We start from the raw sequence: 15,477 nt of genomic DNA, 5'->3' as shown, positions 1-15,477 counted from the left end.
GAAGGGACCCAGTGATCGTGGCGACCGGAACCCCCGACGTGCTCCTCCGGACAGAGGACCGCGCCGGGTTCATCACCCTGAACCGGCCCCGCGCCATCAACGCCCTCACCCATGCCATGGTCCTCGCCGTCGACGACGCCCTCACCGCCTGGGAGCACGATCCGGCCGTCACCACCGTCGTCGTCGAAGGCGCCGGAGAGCGAGGCCTGTGCGCCGGCGGCGACATCCGCGCCATCCATGACGACGCCCGCGCCGGGGGCTCCGCCTCCGCGGCCTTCTGGCAGGACGAGTACCGGCTCAACGCCCGCATCGCCCGCTATCCCAAGCCCTACGTCGCCCTCATGGACGGCATCGTGATGGGCGGCGGCGTCGGCGTCTCCGCGCACGGCTCCGTCCGCGTCGTCACGGAACGCTCCCGGGTCGCCATGCCCGAGACCGGCATCGGCTTCGTCCCCGACGTCGGCGGAACGTTTCTTCTCGGCCGTGCCCCCGGCGAGCTCGGCACTCACCTCGCCCTCACCGGCGGCCACATCGGCGCCGCCGACGCGATCCTCACGGGCCTCGCCGACGCCTTCGTGCCCTCGGCCGAACTCCCCGCCCTGGCCCGCGATCTGACGGAGCGGACTGCGGAGGAGGCCCTCGCCCGCCGCGCCGTCGCGCCGCCGGAGGGCGTTCTCGCCGAACAGCGGGAGTGGATCGACGCCTGCTACGGCGCCCCGACCGTGGAGGAGATCGTCGAGCGCCTCTTCGACACCGGTGTGCCCGCCGCCAAGGAGACGGCCGAGACCCTCCTCACGCGCTCCCCGGCCGCCCTGAAGGCGACCCTGGCCACGCTCCGCCGCTCCCGCGCCCTCGGCAGCCTCGAGGAGGTCCTCGACCTGGAGTACCGCGTCTCCTGCGCGGCCCTCGGCACCCCCGACCTCGTCGAGGGCATCCGCGCCCAGGTCGTCGACAAGGACCGCGATCCCCACTGGACTCCGGCGACCCTCGCCGAGGTCACGGAGGCCGACGTCGCCCGTTACTTCGTCGTGCCGTCGGGCGGCGACCTCGGTCTGGCCGCCGCGCTCTCCGAGACCACGTCCGCCGACACGGGTGTGCGGGGCGGCGCGTGACCGCGGACACCTCCTTCCAGCCCGTCCTCGACCGCATCGCCGAGGAGATCGCGGAGCTCACCGACCGGGGCGCCCCGGCCGACTACATCCCGGCCCTCGCGGAGGGCGATCCGCGCGACTTCGGCATGGCCGTGGCGGAACTCGACGGCACGGTCTACGGAGTCGGGGACTGGCGGCGTCCCTTCTCCACCCAGTCCGTCACCAAGGTCTTCACCCTCGCACTCGCCCTCGCCGGAGAGGGCGAGGCGCTCTGGGCTCATGTCGGCCGGGAACCCTCCGGCGATCCGTTCAACTCCCTCGTGCAGCTGGAGTACGAACACGGCATCCCGCGCAACCCGTTCATCAACGCGGGCGCCCTCGTCGTCACCGACCGGCTGCACCGTCTGACCGGCGACGCCTCGGGAAGCCTGCTCGCCTTCCTGCGCGCCGAGAGCGGCAACCCGGCCCTCGCCTTCGACGCCGGCGTCGCCGCCTCCGAGGCGGCGCACGGCGACCGCAACGCGGCCCTCGCCCACTTCATGGCCTCCTACGGCAACATCTCGGGTTCCGTCCCCGAGCTGCTGAGCGAGTACTTCCGGCAGTGCTCCCTGGAGGCCTCCTGCGCCGACCTGGCCCTCGCCACCGGCTTCCTGGCCCGGCACGGGCTCCGCGCCGACGGAAGCCGCCTGCTGACCCGCAGTCAGGCCAAGCAGGTCAACGCCGTCATGCTCACCTGCGGCACCTACGACGCGGCCGGCGACTTCGCCTACCGCGTCGGACTCCCCGGCAAGAGCGGCGTCGGCGGCGCGGTCGTCGCCGTGGTACCGGGCCGCTGCACCCTGTGCGTCTGGAGCCCCGGCCTGGACAGCCGGGGCAACTCGGTGGCGGGCGTGACCGCGCTGGACCGGTTCACCACCATCACGGGTCTTTCGGTCTTCTGAGCCCGCCGACCGGCGCGGCGTCCCGCGGTCAGCGGGGCCAGTCGGGGGCCGGATCCTCGTCGAGGAGGGGCCGCAAGGCCCCCACGACCGCTCCGACGCACACCTCGCGCAACTCGGTGCGCGTACAGGTCTCGTGGGTCAGCCAGTCCACGCACAGCACCTGCACGAAGACCAGCCAGCTCTTCAGGACGCCCGACACCGCCGCCCGCGTCCGGTCGTCGGCGAGCGGCAGCACCCCGAGCAACCGCTCGCGCAGGGCGTCGAGTTCACCGCTGATGATCGTCTGGATGAGGCGGTCGCCGGCCAGGACGCGGTTCGCCGCGAGAACGGTGTTGCGGTTGGCCGCGAAGTAGTCGATGTGCGCGTCGAGGCCCTGCGTCAGCTGCTCGACCAGGGTGTCGGCCGGGTCGAGCCGCGTCTTCGCGAGCAGCTGCTCGGAGACCTCCTGGTAGAGCGCGGCGAAGAGGTCCCGCTTGTTGGGGAAGTGCTGGTAGAGCAGGGCGCGGGAGACCCCGGCCCGGTCGGCGACCTCCTCCATCAGCACCTCGTCGTACGGCAGCGCCGCGAAGAGCCGTGCGGCGACGTCGAGGAGCTGGGCGCGGCGTTCGGCGGGGTTGAGGCGTCTGCGGGGAGGCACGCCGCCAGCTTACTTGACAGGTGTCCAGTAAGGGGCCGTACGCTGGTGCCGCTCCACTACTAGATGTGTGTCTACTTGATGGGGGTCGCGGACATGAGCAGAGCCAAGGCACTTCGGGGGCTCGCCCTGGCCATGGGGTACGCCTGCGTGGCCATCGGACTCCTCCACGTCCTGGCCGGAAACGCCGCGATTCCGGGTGCCGAGTCGGCGGGGGCGACGGTCGACAGCCTCGGCCGGTTCTTCGGCGCGATCTTCGCGGGCTACGGGCTCGCCTGGCTCTGGGCGGCGAGACGGTCGCCGATCCCCGCCGCGGCCGTACGCGCGCTCACCGCCGTGTTCCTGCTGGGGGCGCTCGGGAGGCTGCTGTCCCTCGCGGTCGAGGGACGGCCGCACTGGTTCCAGCTGGCGCTGGCCGCGCTCGAACTGGCCCTCTCCCCGCTGCTGTTCTGGCTGGCGGACGCCGACGAGAGGGCTCAGGTGGAGACCGCCTGACGAGGGTCCCGGATTCAGCGCGCCGTTCCCGGGCCGCCGAGGGCCGCCGGTTCGCCCAGGGCGCCGGCCGCCGTCCGCCAGGCCTCGGTCACGGCGCCGTGCGCCAGTTCCGTGGCGGCGGCCACGTCGTCGGGCAGGTGCAGCGGCGCACCGATGTGGACGTGCAGGCACGGCCGGCGGACGGGTGCGGTGAGCACTCCGGCGAGCTGCTTCGCCCGCCCGCCCGAGGTGATCCGCCGGGCCCCCGCCTGGCCGATCGGCACGACCGGCGCACCCGTCGCCCGGGCGAGCCGCGCGAGTCCGGTACGGAACATCTCCGGTGGGTTCTCGGCGGCGTCCCGGCGCGGCGGGATGCGCCCCTCCGCGTACAGCATCACGTGCCGCCCCGAGGCGAGCGCCACCGCCGCATGGTCCAGAGCGGCCGCCGCACGGGCCGAGTTGCGGTGGACGGGCACATGACCCTCGCGGGTCAGCGCCCGGCCGAGCAGCGGGACGCGCCAGAGCCCCGAGGTGGCGAGGAGCACGGGCTCGACGGCCAGCCGCCTGCGGAGCGCGGCGAGCACGAGCGCCGGGTCGGCGAGCGACGTGTGGTTCACGACGAGGATGCTGCCCGGCTCGACCCGGCCGGGGTCCGAGGTGACGGTCAGCCGCCCGAAGAACGGGACGACGTGGGCGGCGAGACGGCTGAGCACGGGAGACCCCCTGGAGCCGAGGCGGAACGGTGACGGAACCATCGTCCGGCGACCCGGAGGGCCGGACATGAGCATCCGTACTCAACCAAGGTGCGTACCGGGTACTCCGTCGCCCTGAGCCCCGTCCGCGGTGGCACCTGGCACGGTGACAGCCGGGGGTGGCGGGAGGGTGTTCCTGTCAGGGGGTGTCGAACCAGGACAGGGCCGCGATCCGCCAGCCGTCCGGTGTCCGGACGAACTGGATCGTCTTGGTGCCCCCGCCCCCGTAGGGCTCGCCGTCGAGGACCCCGGACTTGCGGTAGGTGCCGAACCGGGAGGCGATGTCGCCCTCGATCCGCGTCTCCTCGGAGGTCTCCCACTCGGAGAAGTCGACGAGCCGCCCGTCGGCGAGCAGCCGCTCGCGCGGCACGACGAACTCCTCCACGGAGTACGCGGTGAACGTGGGCGCCGTGCAGACGATGACCCCCTGGGGCAGGACGAGCCGCCGGATCCGGTCCACGTCGGCGGCCTTGCCGCCCCGGTTGTCGAACGCGCCGTAGAACTCGGCGGTCACCTGGTCGATCTCGGTCTTGGACATGACACGACCCTACGCCTCACCCCTCGCCGGCGAGCCGTCCCTCGCGCAGGGCGAGGACGCGGTGGCACAGGTGCCGTACGGCCGCGGTGTCGTGGGAGATGAACAACATGCCGATGCCCAGGCCGTCCTGAAGGTCCATCAGGAGGTTGAGGACGCCCGCCCGCACCGTGGGGTCGAGCGCCGACGTCGGCTCATCGAGCACCAGCAGCTCCGGTCGGCAGGCCAGGGCCCGGGCGATTCCCACCCGCTGGCACTGGCCGCCGGACAGCTCGTGCGGCAGCCGCTCCCCGAGCGCCGGGTCGAGGCCCACGCGTGCGAGGAGTTCGGCGACCCGCGCGGGCCCCTCCGTGGCCGACCACAGGCCGTGCAGCCGCAGGGGCTCGGCGAGCTGCTCGCGGATCCGGCGCCGGGGGGAGAGCGAACCGTACGGATCCTGGAACACCGGCTGGAACCGGCGGCGCAGCGGCCGGAGTTCCCGCTCCCTCAGCGCCGTCAGCTCGACCCCGTCGAAGCGGACCGAACCGGCGTCCGGACGCAGCAGTCCGAGCACGGCCGCGGCCGTCGTCGACTTGCCGCACCCCGACGGGCCCACCAGGCCGACGCTCTCCCCGGCCGTCACCGTGAACGACACCCCGTCCAGGACGGTTCGCGCCCCGCGCCGGACGACGAGGTCCCGCACGTCGAGCAGGGCGCTCACGCCGCCACCTCCCACGGGTGATGGCAGGCGACCAGCCGGTCCCCGTAGGCCCTCGGCCCCGGATCCTCGCCCCGGCACCGCGCGTCCGCGCGCGGACACCGGGGGGCGAAGGCGCACCCCGCGGCGGAAGGCTGCGGAACGCCCTCGAAGGAGGGGAGCCGCGAGCGGTGCGGCAGTCCGGCCGTCGGCAGCGAGGCGAGCAGGCCCCGGGTGTACGGAGCGGACGGCCGTCCCAACACCGCTTCGGCCGAGCCGAGTTCGACGATCCGGCCCGCGTACATCACCGCGACCCGGTCTGCGTGCCGGCGTACGGACTCCAGGTCGTGGCTCACGAGCAGCAACGCCGCTCCTGCCGCCGCGCAGCGCTCCCGCAGCAGCGCGAGGATCTGATCCCGCCGCTCGGGGTCGAGCGCGGTGGTCGGCTCGTCCGCCACGACCAGCTCCGGCCCGTCGACCAGTGCCATCGCGATCACCGCACGCTGCCGCATCCCGCCCGACAGGGCGTGCGGATACGCGGACACCGCCTCGCCGGTCAGACCGACCTGCGCGAGGGCCTGCCGCGCGACCGCCAGCGCCTCCCGCCGCCTCCGTGCAGAAGACCGTGCCGCGAAGGCCAGTTGGGTGTCGACCCGGTGGACGGGGGAGAGGGACGCCATCGCGTCCTGCGGGATCCACGCGAGCCGCCGCCCCAGGTCGGCAGCCGTGACCGGGGCGCCGCGCAGCAGCACGCGGCCGGAGACGGCGGCCCCGTGCGGGGTGAGTCCGAGGAGGGCCCGGGCCGTCAGGGACTTGCCCGCGCCGGACTCCCCGACCAGCGCGAGGACCTCGCCCGGCTGGATGTCGAACGAGACCCCGCGCACGGCCTCGGCCCCCGTGAAGGAGACGCGGAGCCCCTCGACGGCGAGCAGGGGTTCAGACGGAGGGAGCGGCAACGGACGAGGCCTTTCGTGCGGTACGGGTGTGGGTACGGGTACGGCGTCGGGCGGCCCGGCGCCCCGGGGAGCCCTGCGACAGGGAGACGGCGAGCGCGGCGAGCAGCGCGAGAGCCACGGCCGGCGCCAGCGCGGCCACCGGCGCCCGCTCGACGTAGCCGGCCGACTCGTCCAGGAGCAGCCCCCACTCGGGCGACGGCGGCTGTGCGCCGAGCCCCAGGAAGCCGAGCGAGGCGAGCGCCAGGGCCACCCCGGGCAGCCGCAGCACGGTGTGCCGGGCGAGCGGACCGGCCACCGACGGCAGGACGTGCCGGGTCCACACCCACCACGGCCCGGCGCCGAGCGCCCGCTGGGCGACGAGGAACCCGGAGGCCCGCACCTCCTGGACGAGTGCCGCGGCATGGGAGGCGAGGGGCGGCCAGGCGCCGAGCGTCACGGCGAGCGCCGCCGCTCCCGTGCCGGGCCCGGCCACGGCGGCCACCAGGAGCCCGAGCACGACCGGCGGCAGCGCGTTGGCGGCGTCCGCGAGCGCAGCCGCGGGCCCCGGCAGGAGTACGAGCACGAGCGCGACCACCAGGGCGGCGAGGGTCACGGCGGCGGCCGCGCCGACCGTCGCCGCCGCGCCGTGCCCGAGCCGGGCCAGGACGTCCCGGCCCAACGCGTCCGCGCCGAGCGGCCGTTCGGCCGACGGACCGGCGAGGCGTGCGCCGAGGTCGACGGCGTACGGATCGCGCAGCAGCCCCCAGCCGATCGCCCCGGCGAGGAGGGCCCCGAGGAGCACCGGCACGGCGACGGGAACCCGCAGGCGCCGGGGCGGCGGCAGGCTCAGCCCCGCCTCGCGCAGCGCCGGCCCGAGCAGCACCCGCCGCGCGAGCGACGCCGCTCCGCCCGCGAGCAGTCCGAGGCCGAGGAGTACGAGGACGCAGCCTTGGAGCAGCGGCAGATCCTGCGACCGGGCCGCGCCGAGCGCCGTACGCCCGATGCCCGGCACGGCGAAGACGGTCTCCACGGCGACGGCGCCCCCGGTCAGACCGACGACCACCATGCCGAACTGCCCCGCGAGCGCGGGCAGCGTCCGCCGCAGCGCGGCCGCCCGGATCCGCCCCGTGCCGACGCCCGCCCCGCGCCACAGCTCGGCCCAGCGCTCCGCCAGGACGGCGGGCAGCGCGTCGGCGACGAGCCGGCCGAGCAGCGCGCCCGCCGGAAGCCCGAGGGCGAGCGCGGGCAGCACCGCATGGGCCGGACCCGCCCAGCCCGAGGTGGGCAGCCACCCCAGCCACACCCCGACGACGATCAGCAGCGCCAGGGCCGGCAGGAACTCCGGCACCGACGTCAGCATCGCCGCCACCGCGCCGCCCGTGGCCCGCCCCCGCAGCAGCACCGGTGCGGCGAACAGTGCCCCGACGAGGAGCGCGACGAGCAGCGCCGCCCCCATCAGGGTCAGCGACACGCCGAGCCCCGCCATGACCGACGGCAGCACCTCGGCGTCCGACACCCACGAGGTCCCGAGGTCGCCGCGGAGCAGCCCGGCGGCCCGGTCGCCGAGCAGCGCCCACGGCCCGGAGCCGAGGCCGAGGTCGGCGCGGATCGCGGCGAGCGCCTCGGCGGTCGGCTCCTGCTCGGCGGACCGGGCACGCAGCACCCGCAGCGCGGGGTCCTCGCCGGACAGCACGGGCAGCAGCCCGACCAGGGCCAGGACGCCGAGGAGCGCTCCCGCCCTGATGGCGACGGCCTTCACCGTACGTACGTGTCGACGGTGACGAGTTCGCGTTCGCGCGGGTCGTGCGCGGCGCCCACGACACCGGCGGCGTCGCCCTGGACGACGCGCTCGTGCAGCATCGGCACGGCCGCGTCGGTGGCGAGCACGACGGCCTCCGCCGCGACGATCGCCCGCCGGCGCGCCTCGCCGACGGGTGCCGCCGACGCGGTGGCGAGCGCCCGGTCGACGGCCGGATCGGCGAGCTGGGAGAGGTGGAAGGAGCCGTCGCTCGCGAAGTCGCTGTACAGGTAGGCGGCGGGGTCGCCGGAGTCCAGGACGGTGGCCCGTGACAGGACGAAGGCGTCGAACTTCCCGGCCAGCGCGTCCGCTTCGACGGCGGCGTACTCGCGCACGTCGAGCCGCACCCGGAACCCGGCCCTCTCCAGCTGCTGTTGCAGCAGCTGGGCGACCTCGGGCAGCTCGGCCCGGTCGGAGAACGTGCCGATGGTGATCGCCGCGCCCTTCGGGTCGGCCGCCGGGGCGCGCCGTACCGGTGCGCGCAGCGGCGCCGCCCACGGCAGGGCGGGGCCGAGGAGCCCGGTGGCGAGGTCGGCCCGGCCCTCGTACACCCCGGTGACGAGACCGCGCGCGTCGACGGCGGCCCGGGCGGCGGCCCGCAGGCCCGCGTCCTTGAACGGGCCACGGCGGGTGTTGAGGTAGAGGGTGTTGGTGCGCGGCATCGGCACCTCGGTCAGCAGGTCCTGGTCGAGGAGTCCGGCCTGTGCGACGGGGACCGCCTCGACGATGTCGGCCTCGCCGGTGCGCAGTGCGGCGGCCCGTGCGGTGCCGTCGGGGACGTACCGGACGTCGATGCCGGTGGCCTTGGCGCGGCCGCCCCAGTACCGCTCGTACCGGTCGAGGGACGCCGACGAGGTCCCGTCGGCCCGGACGAGGACGAACGGCCCCGTCCCGGCCCCGACGGGGTTCACCGTCCGCCCCGCGTACGCCTTGGCGGCGAGGATCGCCAGCTGCGGCGAGCTGAGCCGCTGCGGTACGAGCGGGTCGGCGGCGCCCGTGGTGACGGTGACCGCACGCGGGCCGGCCGCGCGGACGGTGAGGTCGACCCCGTCGAGGATGCGGGGCTTCGGCGAGGCCCGTACGGCGGCGGTCAGGGAGCGGACGACGGCCTCGGCGGTCAGCCGTGTCCCGTCGTGGAAGGTCACCCCCTCGCGCAGGGTGAACGTCCAACTGTGCCCGGACTGCCGCCACTCGGTGGCCAGCGACGGGATCGCGTTCCCGTCGCGGTCGAGCCGGACCAGGGTCTCGGCGGTGGACCAGCGCGACAGCTTGAAGGCGTCGTCGGACAGCGGGGAGAGCCCCGAGCGGGGCGGCTGCATCATCGCGACCCGTATGCGCCCGCTCTCGCCCCCACCTCCCGCCCCGCTTCCGGCGAAGCACCCGCCGAGCAGGGCGGTCGTGGCGACCACGGCGACGACGGACAGGGGGCCGCGCCGGGAGCGGCGCGGAAGGTGCGGGGGCAGGCGGAACACAGGGGTCCTCAGGGGAGCGGTGTGCGGGGACGCCCCGACCCTAGCATTATGACAATCGTTTTCATTTAGTGGGTCGGGTCCCGCGCTCCGGGCGGATCAGCCGAGTTCCGCCTCGATCAGGTCGGCGGCGCGGAGCGTCCCGCCCTCGCGGGCCATCGACGCCTGGATCTCCCGTGCGCGGCGCGCCACCTCCGGGTCGTCGACGAGCGCGAGCACGGCCTCCCGCAACCGCTCCGGGGTGACCTCCTCCATGGGCAGATGCCGTGCCACGCCCAGGGATTGGAGCATGTCGGCGTTCCCGAACTGGTCGACGGCCTGCGGTACGGCGACCATGGGGGTGCCGGTCGCGAGCCCTTCCTGGCTGCCGCCCGCGCCCGCGTGGGTGACGAAGGCGTCGGCCTGCCGCAGGATCGCCAACTGGGGGACCCAGGAGTGCACCTCGACGTTCTCCGGCAGCTCTCCGAGCTCTTCCGGCTCGACGAACCTGCCGATCTGCAGGACCACGTGCCAGCCCGGGAGGCCGGCGAAGGCCTCCACGCAGTCGCGGTAGAAGCCGGGCTGCTTGGTGAAGGAGGAGCCGAGCGAGACCAGGACCACCTTCTCGGCGCCCGCCGGCCGCTGCCACTCGCCCTGTTCGGCGCGGGAGCCCTGGCAGGCGCCGACGAAGGTGTAGACGGACTCGTCTACCCGGTCGGCCTGCGGCTGGAGGGCCCGCGGGATGAGGACGATCGCGCGGCGCGGGCGGGCGACGAACCTGTCCGGGTCGGTGTCGATCCCGTGTGCGCCGAGCCACTCCTCGAAGCGCGCGTAGTGGGCCTTGCCGCGCGGTGAGGCCTTGAGCTCGGCGAACATCGGCTCGGCGACCTCTTCCTCGTACCCCTCCCACGGCACCAGGTTCGGCCACAGCGAGACGGCGGGGACGCCCCAGGTGTGGGCGAGGACGGGCGCCGGATAGGAGGTGATGTCGTGGAGCACCAGGTCCGGCCGGTCCCCGTCGAAGGCCTCGGTCAGCTGCGGCAGCGCCTGCATCGCGTCGGCGAGGAACGGTTCGAGGTTGTCGATCAGCTCGGTGCCCCAGCCGTCCGGGTCGTCGTCGGTCGGCAGTGTGGAGGTGTAGACGACGGGCGTCGCCCCGGTCTCCGCGACCTTCTCGGCGAAGGACGCCGGGACGGCGTAGCTGACGCGGTGGCCCCGCGCGACGAGCTCGCGGATGACCTCCAGGCTGGGGTTCACGTGGCCGTGGGCGGCGATGGAGAACATGGCGATGTGTGCGGGGGAAGGCGTGGTCATGGCGGCCACCCTAGGCGAGACGATACGTCTCGTCTAGTTTTTTCGCGGGTGCAGGCTCGGCGGCGTCCAGTCGGCGTGCCGCAGGATGGCGCGCAGGGTGACGCCGTCCGGTGCCGCCCGCATGGCCGTGTTGCGTACGGCGACGGCGACGGGATGCGCGAGCTGCTGGCCCATCCGGCCGGCCCGGCGGGCGGCGCGGGCGACGGACTGGCTGCGCGGACGCCGCTCCGCGTCGTACCGGGACAGCGCCGAGCCGACGTCGGGCGCGGCGGCGAGTGCGGCGGCCAGGGACACCGCGTCCTCGAGGGCCTGGCAGGCGCCCTGGCCGAGGTTCGGGGTCATGGCGTGGGCCGCGTCGCCCAGCAGCGCGACCCTGCCGGCGACGAAGGTCGGCAGGGGAGTGGCCAGTTCGTGGATGTCGTGGTGCAGTACGGCCTCCGGGCGGGTGGCCGCGAGAAGGCTCGGGATCGGCTCGTGCCAGTCGCGGAAGCGCCGGCGCAGCACCTCCAGCGGATCCCGATGGCGTACTCCCGGCGGGGAGTTGAGCACGGCGTGCCACTCCGCCCGCCCGTCGGCGAGGGCGATGTGCCCGAACTCGGCGCCCCGGCCCCAGGTCAGCTCGAAGTCGGACGCCAGCGGGAGGGCGGAGTCGGTGAGGGCGCGCAGGACCGTCGATCCGCTGTACGCCGGAGCCGGGTGGGCGGGGAACAGCAGCCTGCGCAGGCCGCTGTTCACGCCGTCGGCGGCCACCACCAGCTCCGCTTCCCGTGCCCCGTCCCCGGTGACCACGTGCACCCGGTCGGGGTGGGTCAGGTCCAGGGACGTCACCTCCGCCCCGACGGTCAGGCACCCGTCGGGCAGTGCCGCGCGCAGCAGCCGGTGCAGGTCGGCGCGCGGGATCCCGACGATCGGGGTGCCCAGGGCCCGCTCCAGGGCGGCCCCGTCCATCCGGGCCAGCCGGCCGCCGCCCGGGACGCGGGTGCCGCCGGTGTACTGGGGCCGGGCGGCCTCCCGCACCCCCGCGCCGACACCCAGCGCGTCCAGGGCGCGGATGCCGTTGGCGTGGAGGGAGATTCCCGCGCCGGCGTCGCCGAGGGCGGCCGCCCGTTCGAGGACGGTCACCTCCCACCCGACCCGCCGCAGCCCGATCGCCGCCGCGAGGCCGCCGATCCCGCCACCGACCACCACTGCTTTCCCGCCGTCCATGCCCGGCACCCCTCTGTCGGTTCTTCTACAGCTGTAGAAGAACCGTACTCCTCGTCTCTACAGGTGTAGAAAGGGGGGATGCCCGCCGACGCCTCCGCCCGACGCACCCTCCTCGCCGACACCGCCATCGACGTGCTCGCCGAGCACGGCATGCGCGGCCTCACCCACCGCGCGGTCGACCGGGCCGCGGGTCTGCCGCCCGGCACCACCTCCGCGTACCACCGCACCCGGCAGTCCCTCCTGACCGCGCTCGTCCGCCGCCTCGCCGAGCGCGACCAGGCCGAGATCCAGGAGGCCGGACAGCGGGCCGGGGCGCCGCGTGACCCCGAGGAACTCGTCGCCGGGCTCACCGCCTTCGCCGGACTCAGGCTCGGCGGGGAAGGCCGCCGCCGCTCCCTCGCGCGCTACGCCTGCGCCCTGGAGAGCGTGCACCACCCCGAGCTGCGGGAGATCCTCGTGCCGCGTGACAACGCGGCCCGGAGGTCCGTCGAGGACTTCCTCGCCTCCCGGGGGGTCACGGACGCCCCTGCGCGCACGGTCACCCTGCTCACCTGTGTGGACGGCCTGGTCTTCGACCGCCTGGTCAACGGCGGCACCGTTTCCGCCGAGGAGATCCGCCACCTGGTGACGGCCGCCCTGCGCTGAGGGTGCGCACACCGGGGGCGGCGGCGGGGTGAAGACTTTCCCCGGGGCTGCGGCACCCTCGCGTACCTGTGATGTGCATGCCAAGATGCGGGTCGGTCCACGACCACCGACCCAGGGGGACGCAGTGAAGACACCCGCGTACGCCACCAGGGGCGCGCTCGCGCTCGCCGGCGCCCTCGCGCTGATCATCGCCCTGCCGAGCAGCGCGCTCGCCGCACCGCCCACCGCCCTGCCCGCCAACGCCGACGGCCTGGAGGAGACCTTCCAGCCGGCCTACGACTACGACACGGACGGCTGCTACCCCACCCCCGCGATCGGACCCGACGGGACGCTCAACGGCGGGCTCAACCCCTCCGGCGCCCTCAACGGCCAGTGCCGCGACGCCTGGGACCTCACCAACACCAACGGGTACGCACGCGCGAAGTGCAACAACGGCTGGTGCGCCGTCATCTACGGGCTCTACTTCGAGAAGGACCAGGCGCTGCCCGGCAGCAGCCTCGGCGGCCACCGGCACGACTGGGAACACGTCGTGGTCTGGGTGCAGAACGACCAGGCCCAGTACGTCTCCACCTCCGCCCACGGCGACTTCGACATCTACGGCCGCGACCGGATCCGCTGGGACGGCACCCACCCGAAGATCGTCTACCACAAGGACGGCATCGGCACCCACTGCTTCCGCCCTGCGAACACCAACGACGAGCCGCCCGAGAACCACCAGCACACCTGGCAGTTCCCCGCCCTGGTCGGCTGGAACGGCTATCCCGCCGGCATCCGCGAGAAGCTCACCCAGGCCGACTTCGGCAGCGCGGTCTTCGGGCTCAAGGACGGGAACCTCGCCTCCCACCTGGCCAAGGCGAAGCCGGCCGGAATCCCTTTCGATCCGTACGCCTGAGCACGAAGGGATGAACATGCCCGGATGCCGCCCCGCCGCCGACGGCGGGGCGGCACGCTGCTGGCGTGCGAAAAGAAGACAAAAAGGTCGTTCCCGGGCAGCGGGGCGCCGTACAGGGACCCGACGCCCACCGGTTCGAGGAAACCTCGCCCGTCGACTCCCGGCCCCTGCCGAACCACCGGGCCCGCTCCGCCGAGGAACGCCTGCGGTACTGGTTCGACACCACCCTGACCCGTGGCACGGCCGCCCTCTGCGGCTGGCTGGCCCTCGTCTGCCTCGCGCTCGTCGTCCCCGTCAGCACCGTGCTGGCCTGGACCGACCAGCGCACCCCCGACTCCCTCGGTTCCCGCCTCGCCGCCGTGTGGCGCAACACCGGACAGACCATGCGCCTGGGCGGCGAGGTCGGACCCCCGCTGCGCGTCGCCCTGTCCGTACTCCTCGCCCTCATCGCGCTCTTCTACGTCTCCACCCTCGTCAGTCTCATCACCACCGGCCTCACCGACCGGCTCATCGCCCTCGACCGAGGTCACGCCAGGATCCTGGAGAGCGGACACGCCGTCGTCCTCGGATGGTCCGAACAGATCCCGACCGTCGTCTCCGAACTCGTCGCCGCCCGCACCGACCGGCGCCGCCGGGTCGTCGCGGTCCTCGCCGACCGCGACAAACCCGCCATGGAGGAGGAGTTGCGCGCCACCGTCGGCCCCACCGGGCGCACCAGGATCGTCTGCCGCACCGGCCGCCCCGCCGATCCCGCCGCACTCGCGCGCGTGAGCCCGGCGACGGCGGACAGCGTCCTGGTCCTGCCCCGTGACAACCCCCGTGACGACGCCGAGGTCGTCAAAGTGCTGCTCTCCCTCTCGGCCTCCGTGGGGGAGGCCGATCCCGTACGCGTCGTCGCCGCCGTCCGCGACGACCGCTACCTCACCGCCGCCCGGCTGGCCGGCGGACCCCGGGCCACCGTCCTCGACATGGACGACATCGCGACCGGACTCCTCGTCGACTGCGTGCGACGGCCCGGACTCTCCCTCGTCCACCAGGAACTCCTCGACTTCGCGGGGCACGAGTTCCACACCGTCCGGGATCCGGGTCCACCGGGCCGCACCTTCGACGAGGCCGCCCGTGCCTGCCCGGTGTCCACCGCAGTCGGCCTCGTCCACGGCGACGGCACCGTCACCCTCAACCCGCCCCGCTCCACCCGGATCCTCGCCCACGACACCCTCCTCGTGATCGCCGAGGACGAACGGTCCACCCGGCTGTCGGTCACCCCCGCCCCCTACGACCCGACGGCCCTCACGCACGCACCGCCCGAGACCCCGGCGGGGCCCACACGCGTCCTCCTCCTCGGCTGGAACCGCCGGGCACCCCGCATCGCCGCCCGGCTGGCGGGCAGTGCACCACCCGGCTCGGCGCTCGACATCGTGGCCGCACCGCGCCCCGCCACCCTCACCGGCATCCGCACGGTCACCGAAGCCGTCGGGGCGCGCACGACGGTGCTCCACCGGCCCTGCGATCCCACACTGCGCGCGACCACGGACGCGCTCGACCTCGCCCGCTACGACGCCGCGATCGTGCTGGGCCCCGACCCCCGGCCGGGCCACGCCGACCCGGACGACCGGACGCTCGTCACCCTCGTCCATCTGCGGGCCGGGGAACGGGCCGACGGCCTGCGTCTCCCCGTGGTGACCGAGCTGACCGACGACCGCAACCGGCTCATCGCACCGCCGGCCCCCGGAGCCGACTTCGTCGTCAGCGGCAGGCTCATCGGCCTCCTCATGGCCCAGATCTCCCAGAACCCCCACCTCGCCGCCGTGTTCGAGGAACTCCTCGGTCCGGACGGCAACAGCCTCCATCTGCGGCCGGCCGCCCACTACGTCACGACCGGACGCGCCGCCCCCTTCGCCGCCGTCGCCGCATCGGCGGCCCGCCAGGGCGCCTGCGCCATCGGCTACCGCGCCCTGGCCGCCCCGGACCACGGTCTGCGCATCAACCCGCCCAAGGCCCAGGTCCGCCACTGGCACCCGGAGGACGAGGTCGTGGTCATCGGCCCGGGGCGCCCCTGACGCATGCCCCCGGCCGACGCGTCAGGCCGGCGGCAACCTTGCAGGGGCGTGGTGACCAGGCTGCCGCCCCCCACCA

General features: G+C 74.6%; 15 protein-coding genes. 6 read left to right on the top strand and 9 right to left on the bottom strand.

Annotated features, from left to right (window positions below):
• The first annotated feature begins 17 nt into the window (after positions 1 to 17).
• Together ABT041_RS10605 and ABT041_RS10600 are read left to right on the top strand one after the other, a co-directional pair.
• Complete coding sequence (locus ABT041_RS10605) at positions 18 to 1,112, top strand: enoyl-CoA hydratase/isomerase family protein (RefSeq protein WP_502976427.1); 1,095 nt, start codon at positions 18 to 20, stop codon at positions 1,110 to 1,112.
• Positions 1,109 to 2,032, top strand: a complete 924-nt coding sequence (locus ABT041_RS10600) for a glutaminase (protein ID WP_351182288.1) — start codon at positions 1,109 to 1,111, stop codon at positions 2,030 to 2,032. The genes ABT041_RS10605 and ABT041_RS10600 overlap by 4 nt, the downstream gene beginning before the upstream one ends.
• Positions 2,033 to 2,060: 28 nt before the next feature.
• Here the strand turns inward: ABT041_RS10600 and ABT041_RS10595 are convergent, their stop codons facing one another.
• Positions 2,061 to 2,669, bottom strand: a complete 609-nt coding sequence (locus tag ABT041_RS10595) for a TetR/AcrR family transcriptional regulator (protein ID WP_351182285.1) — start codon at positions 2,667 to 2,669, stop codon at positions 2,061 to 2,063.
• Positions 2,670 to 2,762: 93 nt separating this feature from the next.
• Between ABT041_RS10595 and ABT041_RS10590 the strand changes: the two genes are divergently transcribed.
• Entirely contained in the window at positions 2,763 to 3,161 is a 399-nt protein-coding gene (locus tag ABT041_RS10590; RefSeq protein WP_351182282.1) for a DUF4345 domain-containing protein, read from the top strand.
• Between the two features lie 14 nt (positions 3,162 to 3,175).
• On the opposite strand, the gene ABT041_RS10585 is transcribed toward ABT041_RS10590, so the two are convergent.
• The 8 genes from ABT041_RS10585 to ABT041_RS10550 all read right to left on the bottom strand — a co-directional run bounded on the left by ABT041_RS10585 (position 3,176) and on the right by ABT041_RS10550 (position 11,804).
• Positions 3,176 to 3,853 carry a lysophospholipid acyltransferase family protein gene (locus ABT041_RS10585; RefSeq protein WP_351182279.1) on the bottom strand — a complete coding sequence of 226 codons (678 nt, stop codon included), beginning with the start codon at positions 3,851 to 3,853 and terminating at the stop codon, positions 3,176 to 3,178.
• A 178-nt stretch (positions 3,854 to 4,031) separates the two neighbouring features.
• Positions 4,032 to 4,430, bottom strand: coding sequence for a nuclear transport factor 2 family protein (locus ABT041_RS10580; protein ID WP_351182276.1), 399 nt, complete (start codon positions 4,428 to 4,430; stop codon positions 4,032 to 4,034).
• Positions 4,431 to 4,446: 16 nt separating this feature from the next.
• Positions 4,447 to 5,127: an ABC transporter ATP-binding protein gene (locus tag ABT041_RS10575; protein ID WP_351182273.1), complete on the bottom strand. Its 681-nt coding sequence runs from the start codon at positions 5,125 to 5,127 to the stop codon at positions 4,447 to 4,449.
• On the bottom strand, positions 5,124 to 6,059 hold the full coding sequence (locus tag ABT041_RS10570; protein WP_351182270.1) for an ABC transporter ATP-binding protein: 936 nt from the start codon (positions 6,057 to 6,059) through the stop codon (positions 5,124 to 5,126). The genes ABT041_RS10575 and ABT041_RS10570 overlap by 4 nt, the downstream gene beginning before the upstream one ends.
• A complete protein-coding gene (locus tag ABT041_RS10565) occupies positions 6,040 to 7,797 on the bottom strand; it encodes an ABC transporter permease subunit (RefSeq protein WP_351182267.1) in 1,758 nt (585 codons plus the stop codon). Before ABT041_RS10565 ends, ABT041_RS10570 begins: the two co-directional genes overlap by 20 nt.
• Positions 7,794 to 9,299 (bottom strand): ABC transporter substrate-binding protein, encoded by a 1,506-nt coding sequence (locus tag ABT041_RS10560; protein WP_351182735.1) that lies wholly within the window; start codon positions 9,297 to 9,299, stop codon positions 7,794 to 7,796. The genes ABT041_RS10565 and ABT041_RS10560 overlap by 4 nt, the downstream gene beginning before the upstream one ends.
• 105 nt (positions 9,300 to 9,404) lie before the next feature.
• A complete protein-coding gene (mgt, locus tag ABT041_RS10555) occupies positions 9,405 to 10,598 on the bottom strand; it encodes a macrolide-inactivating glycosyltransferase (RefSeq protein WP_351182264.1) in 1,194 nt (397 codons plus the stop codon).
• Positions 10,599 to 10,631: 33 nt separating this feature from the next.
• Positions 10,632 to 11,804 (bottom strand): FAD-dependent monooxygenase, encoded by a 1,173-nt coding sequence (locus tag ABT041_RS10550; RefSeq protein WP_351182261.1) that lies wholly within the window; start codon positions 11,802 to 11,804, stop codon positions 10,632 to 10,634.
• A gap of 78 nt (positions 11,805 to 11,882) precedes the next feature.
• On the opposite strand from ABT041_RS10550, the gene ABT041_RS10545 reads away from it, so the two are divergent.
• The 3 genes from ABT041_RS10545 (at position 11,883) to ABT041_RS10535 (ending at position 15,401) form a co-directional block, all read left to right on the top strand.
• The gene (locus ABT041_RS10545; RefSeq protein ID WP_351182258.1) at positions 11,883 to 12,449 is read left to right on the top strand and encodes a TetR/AcrR family transcriptional regulator; all 567 of its coding nucleotides are present in this window, start codon (positions 11,883 to 11,885) and stop codon (positions 12,447 to 12,449) included.
• 124 nt (positions 12,450 to 12,573) lie between these two features.
• Positions 12,574 to 13,341 carry an NPP1 family protein gene (locus ABT041_RS10540; RefSeq protein WP_351182255.1) on the top strand — a complete coding sequence of 256 codons (768 nt, stop codon included), beginning with the start codon at positions 12,574 to 12,576 and terminating at the stop codon, positions 13,339 to 13,341.
• 65 nt (positions 13,342 to 13,406) lie between these two features.
• The gene (locus ABT041_RS10535; RefSeq protein ID WP_351182252.1) at positions 13,407 to 15,401 is read left to right on the top strand and encodes a CASTOR/POLLUX-related putative ion channel; all 1,995 of its coding nucleotides are present in this window, start codon (positions 13,407 to 13,409) and stop codon (positions 15,399 to 15,401) included.
• The last annotated feature ends 76 nt before the right edge of the window (positions 15,402 to 15,477 follow it).

Origin of the sequence: Streptomyces sp. NPDC002825, from assembly GCF_040295385.1 — a bacterium.
Classification (GTDB): domain Bacteria; phylum Actinomycetota; class Actinomycetes; order Streptomycetales; family Streptomycetaceae; genus Streptomyces.
Note: the sequence above shows the minus strand (reverse complement) of the source record. Positions and strands in the feature narration are given on the sequence as shown.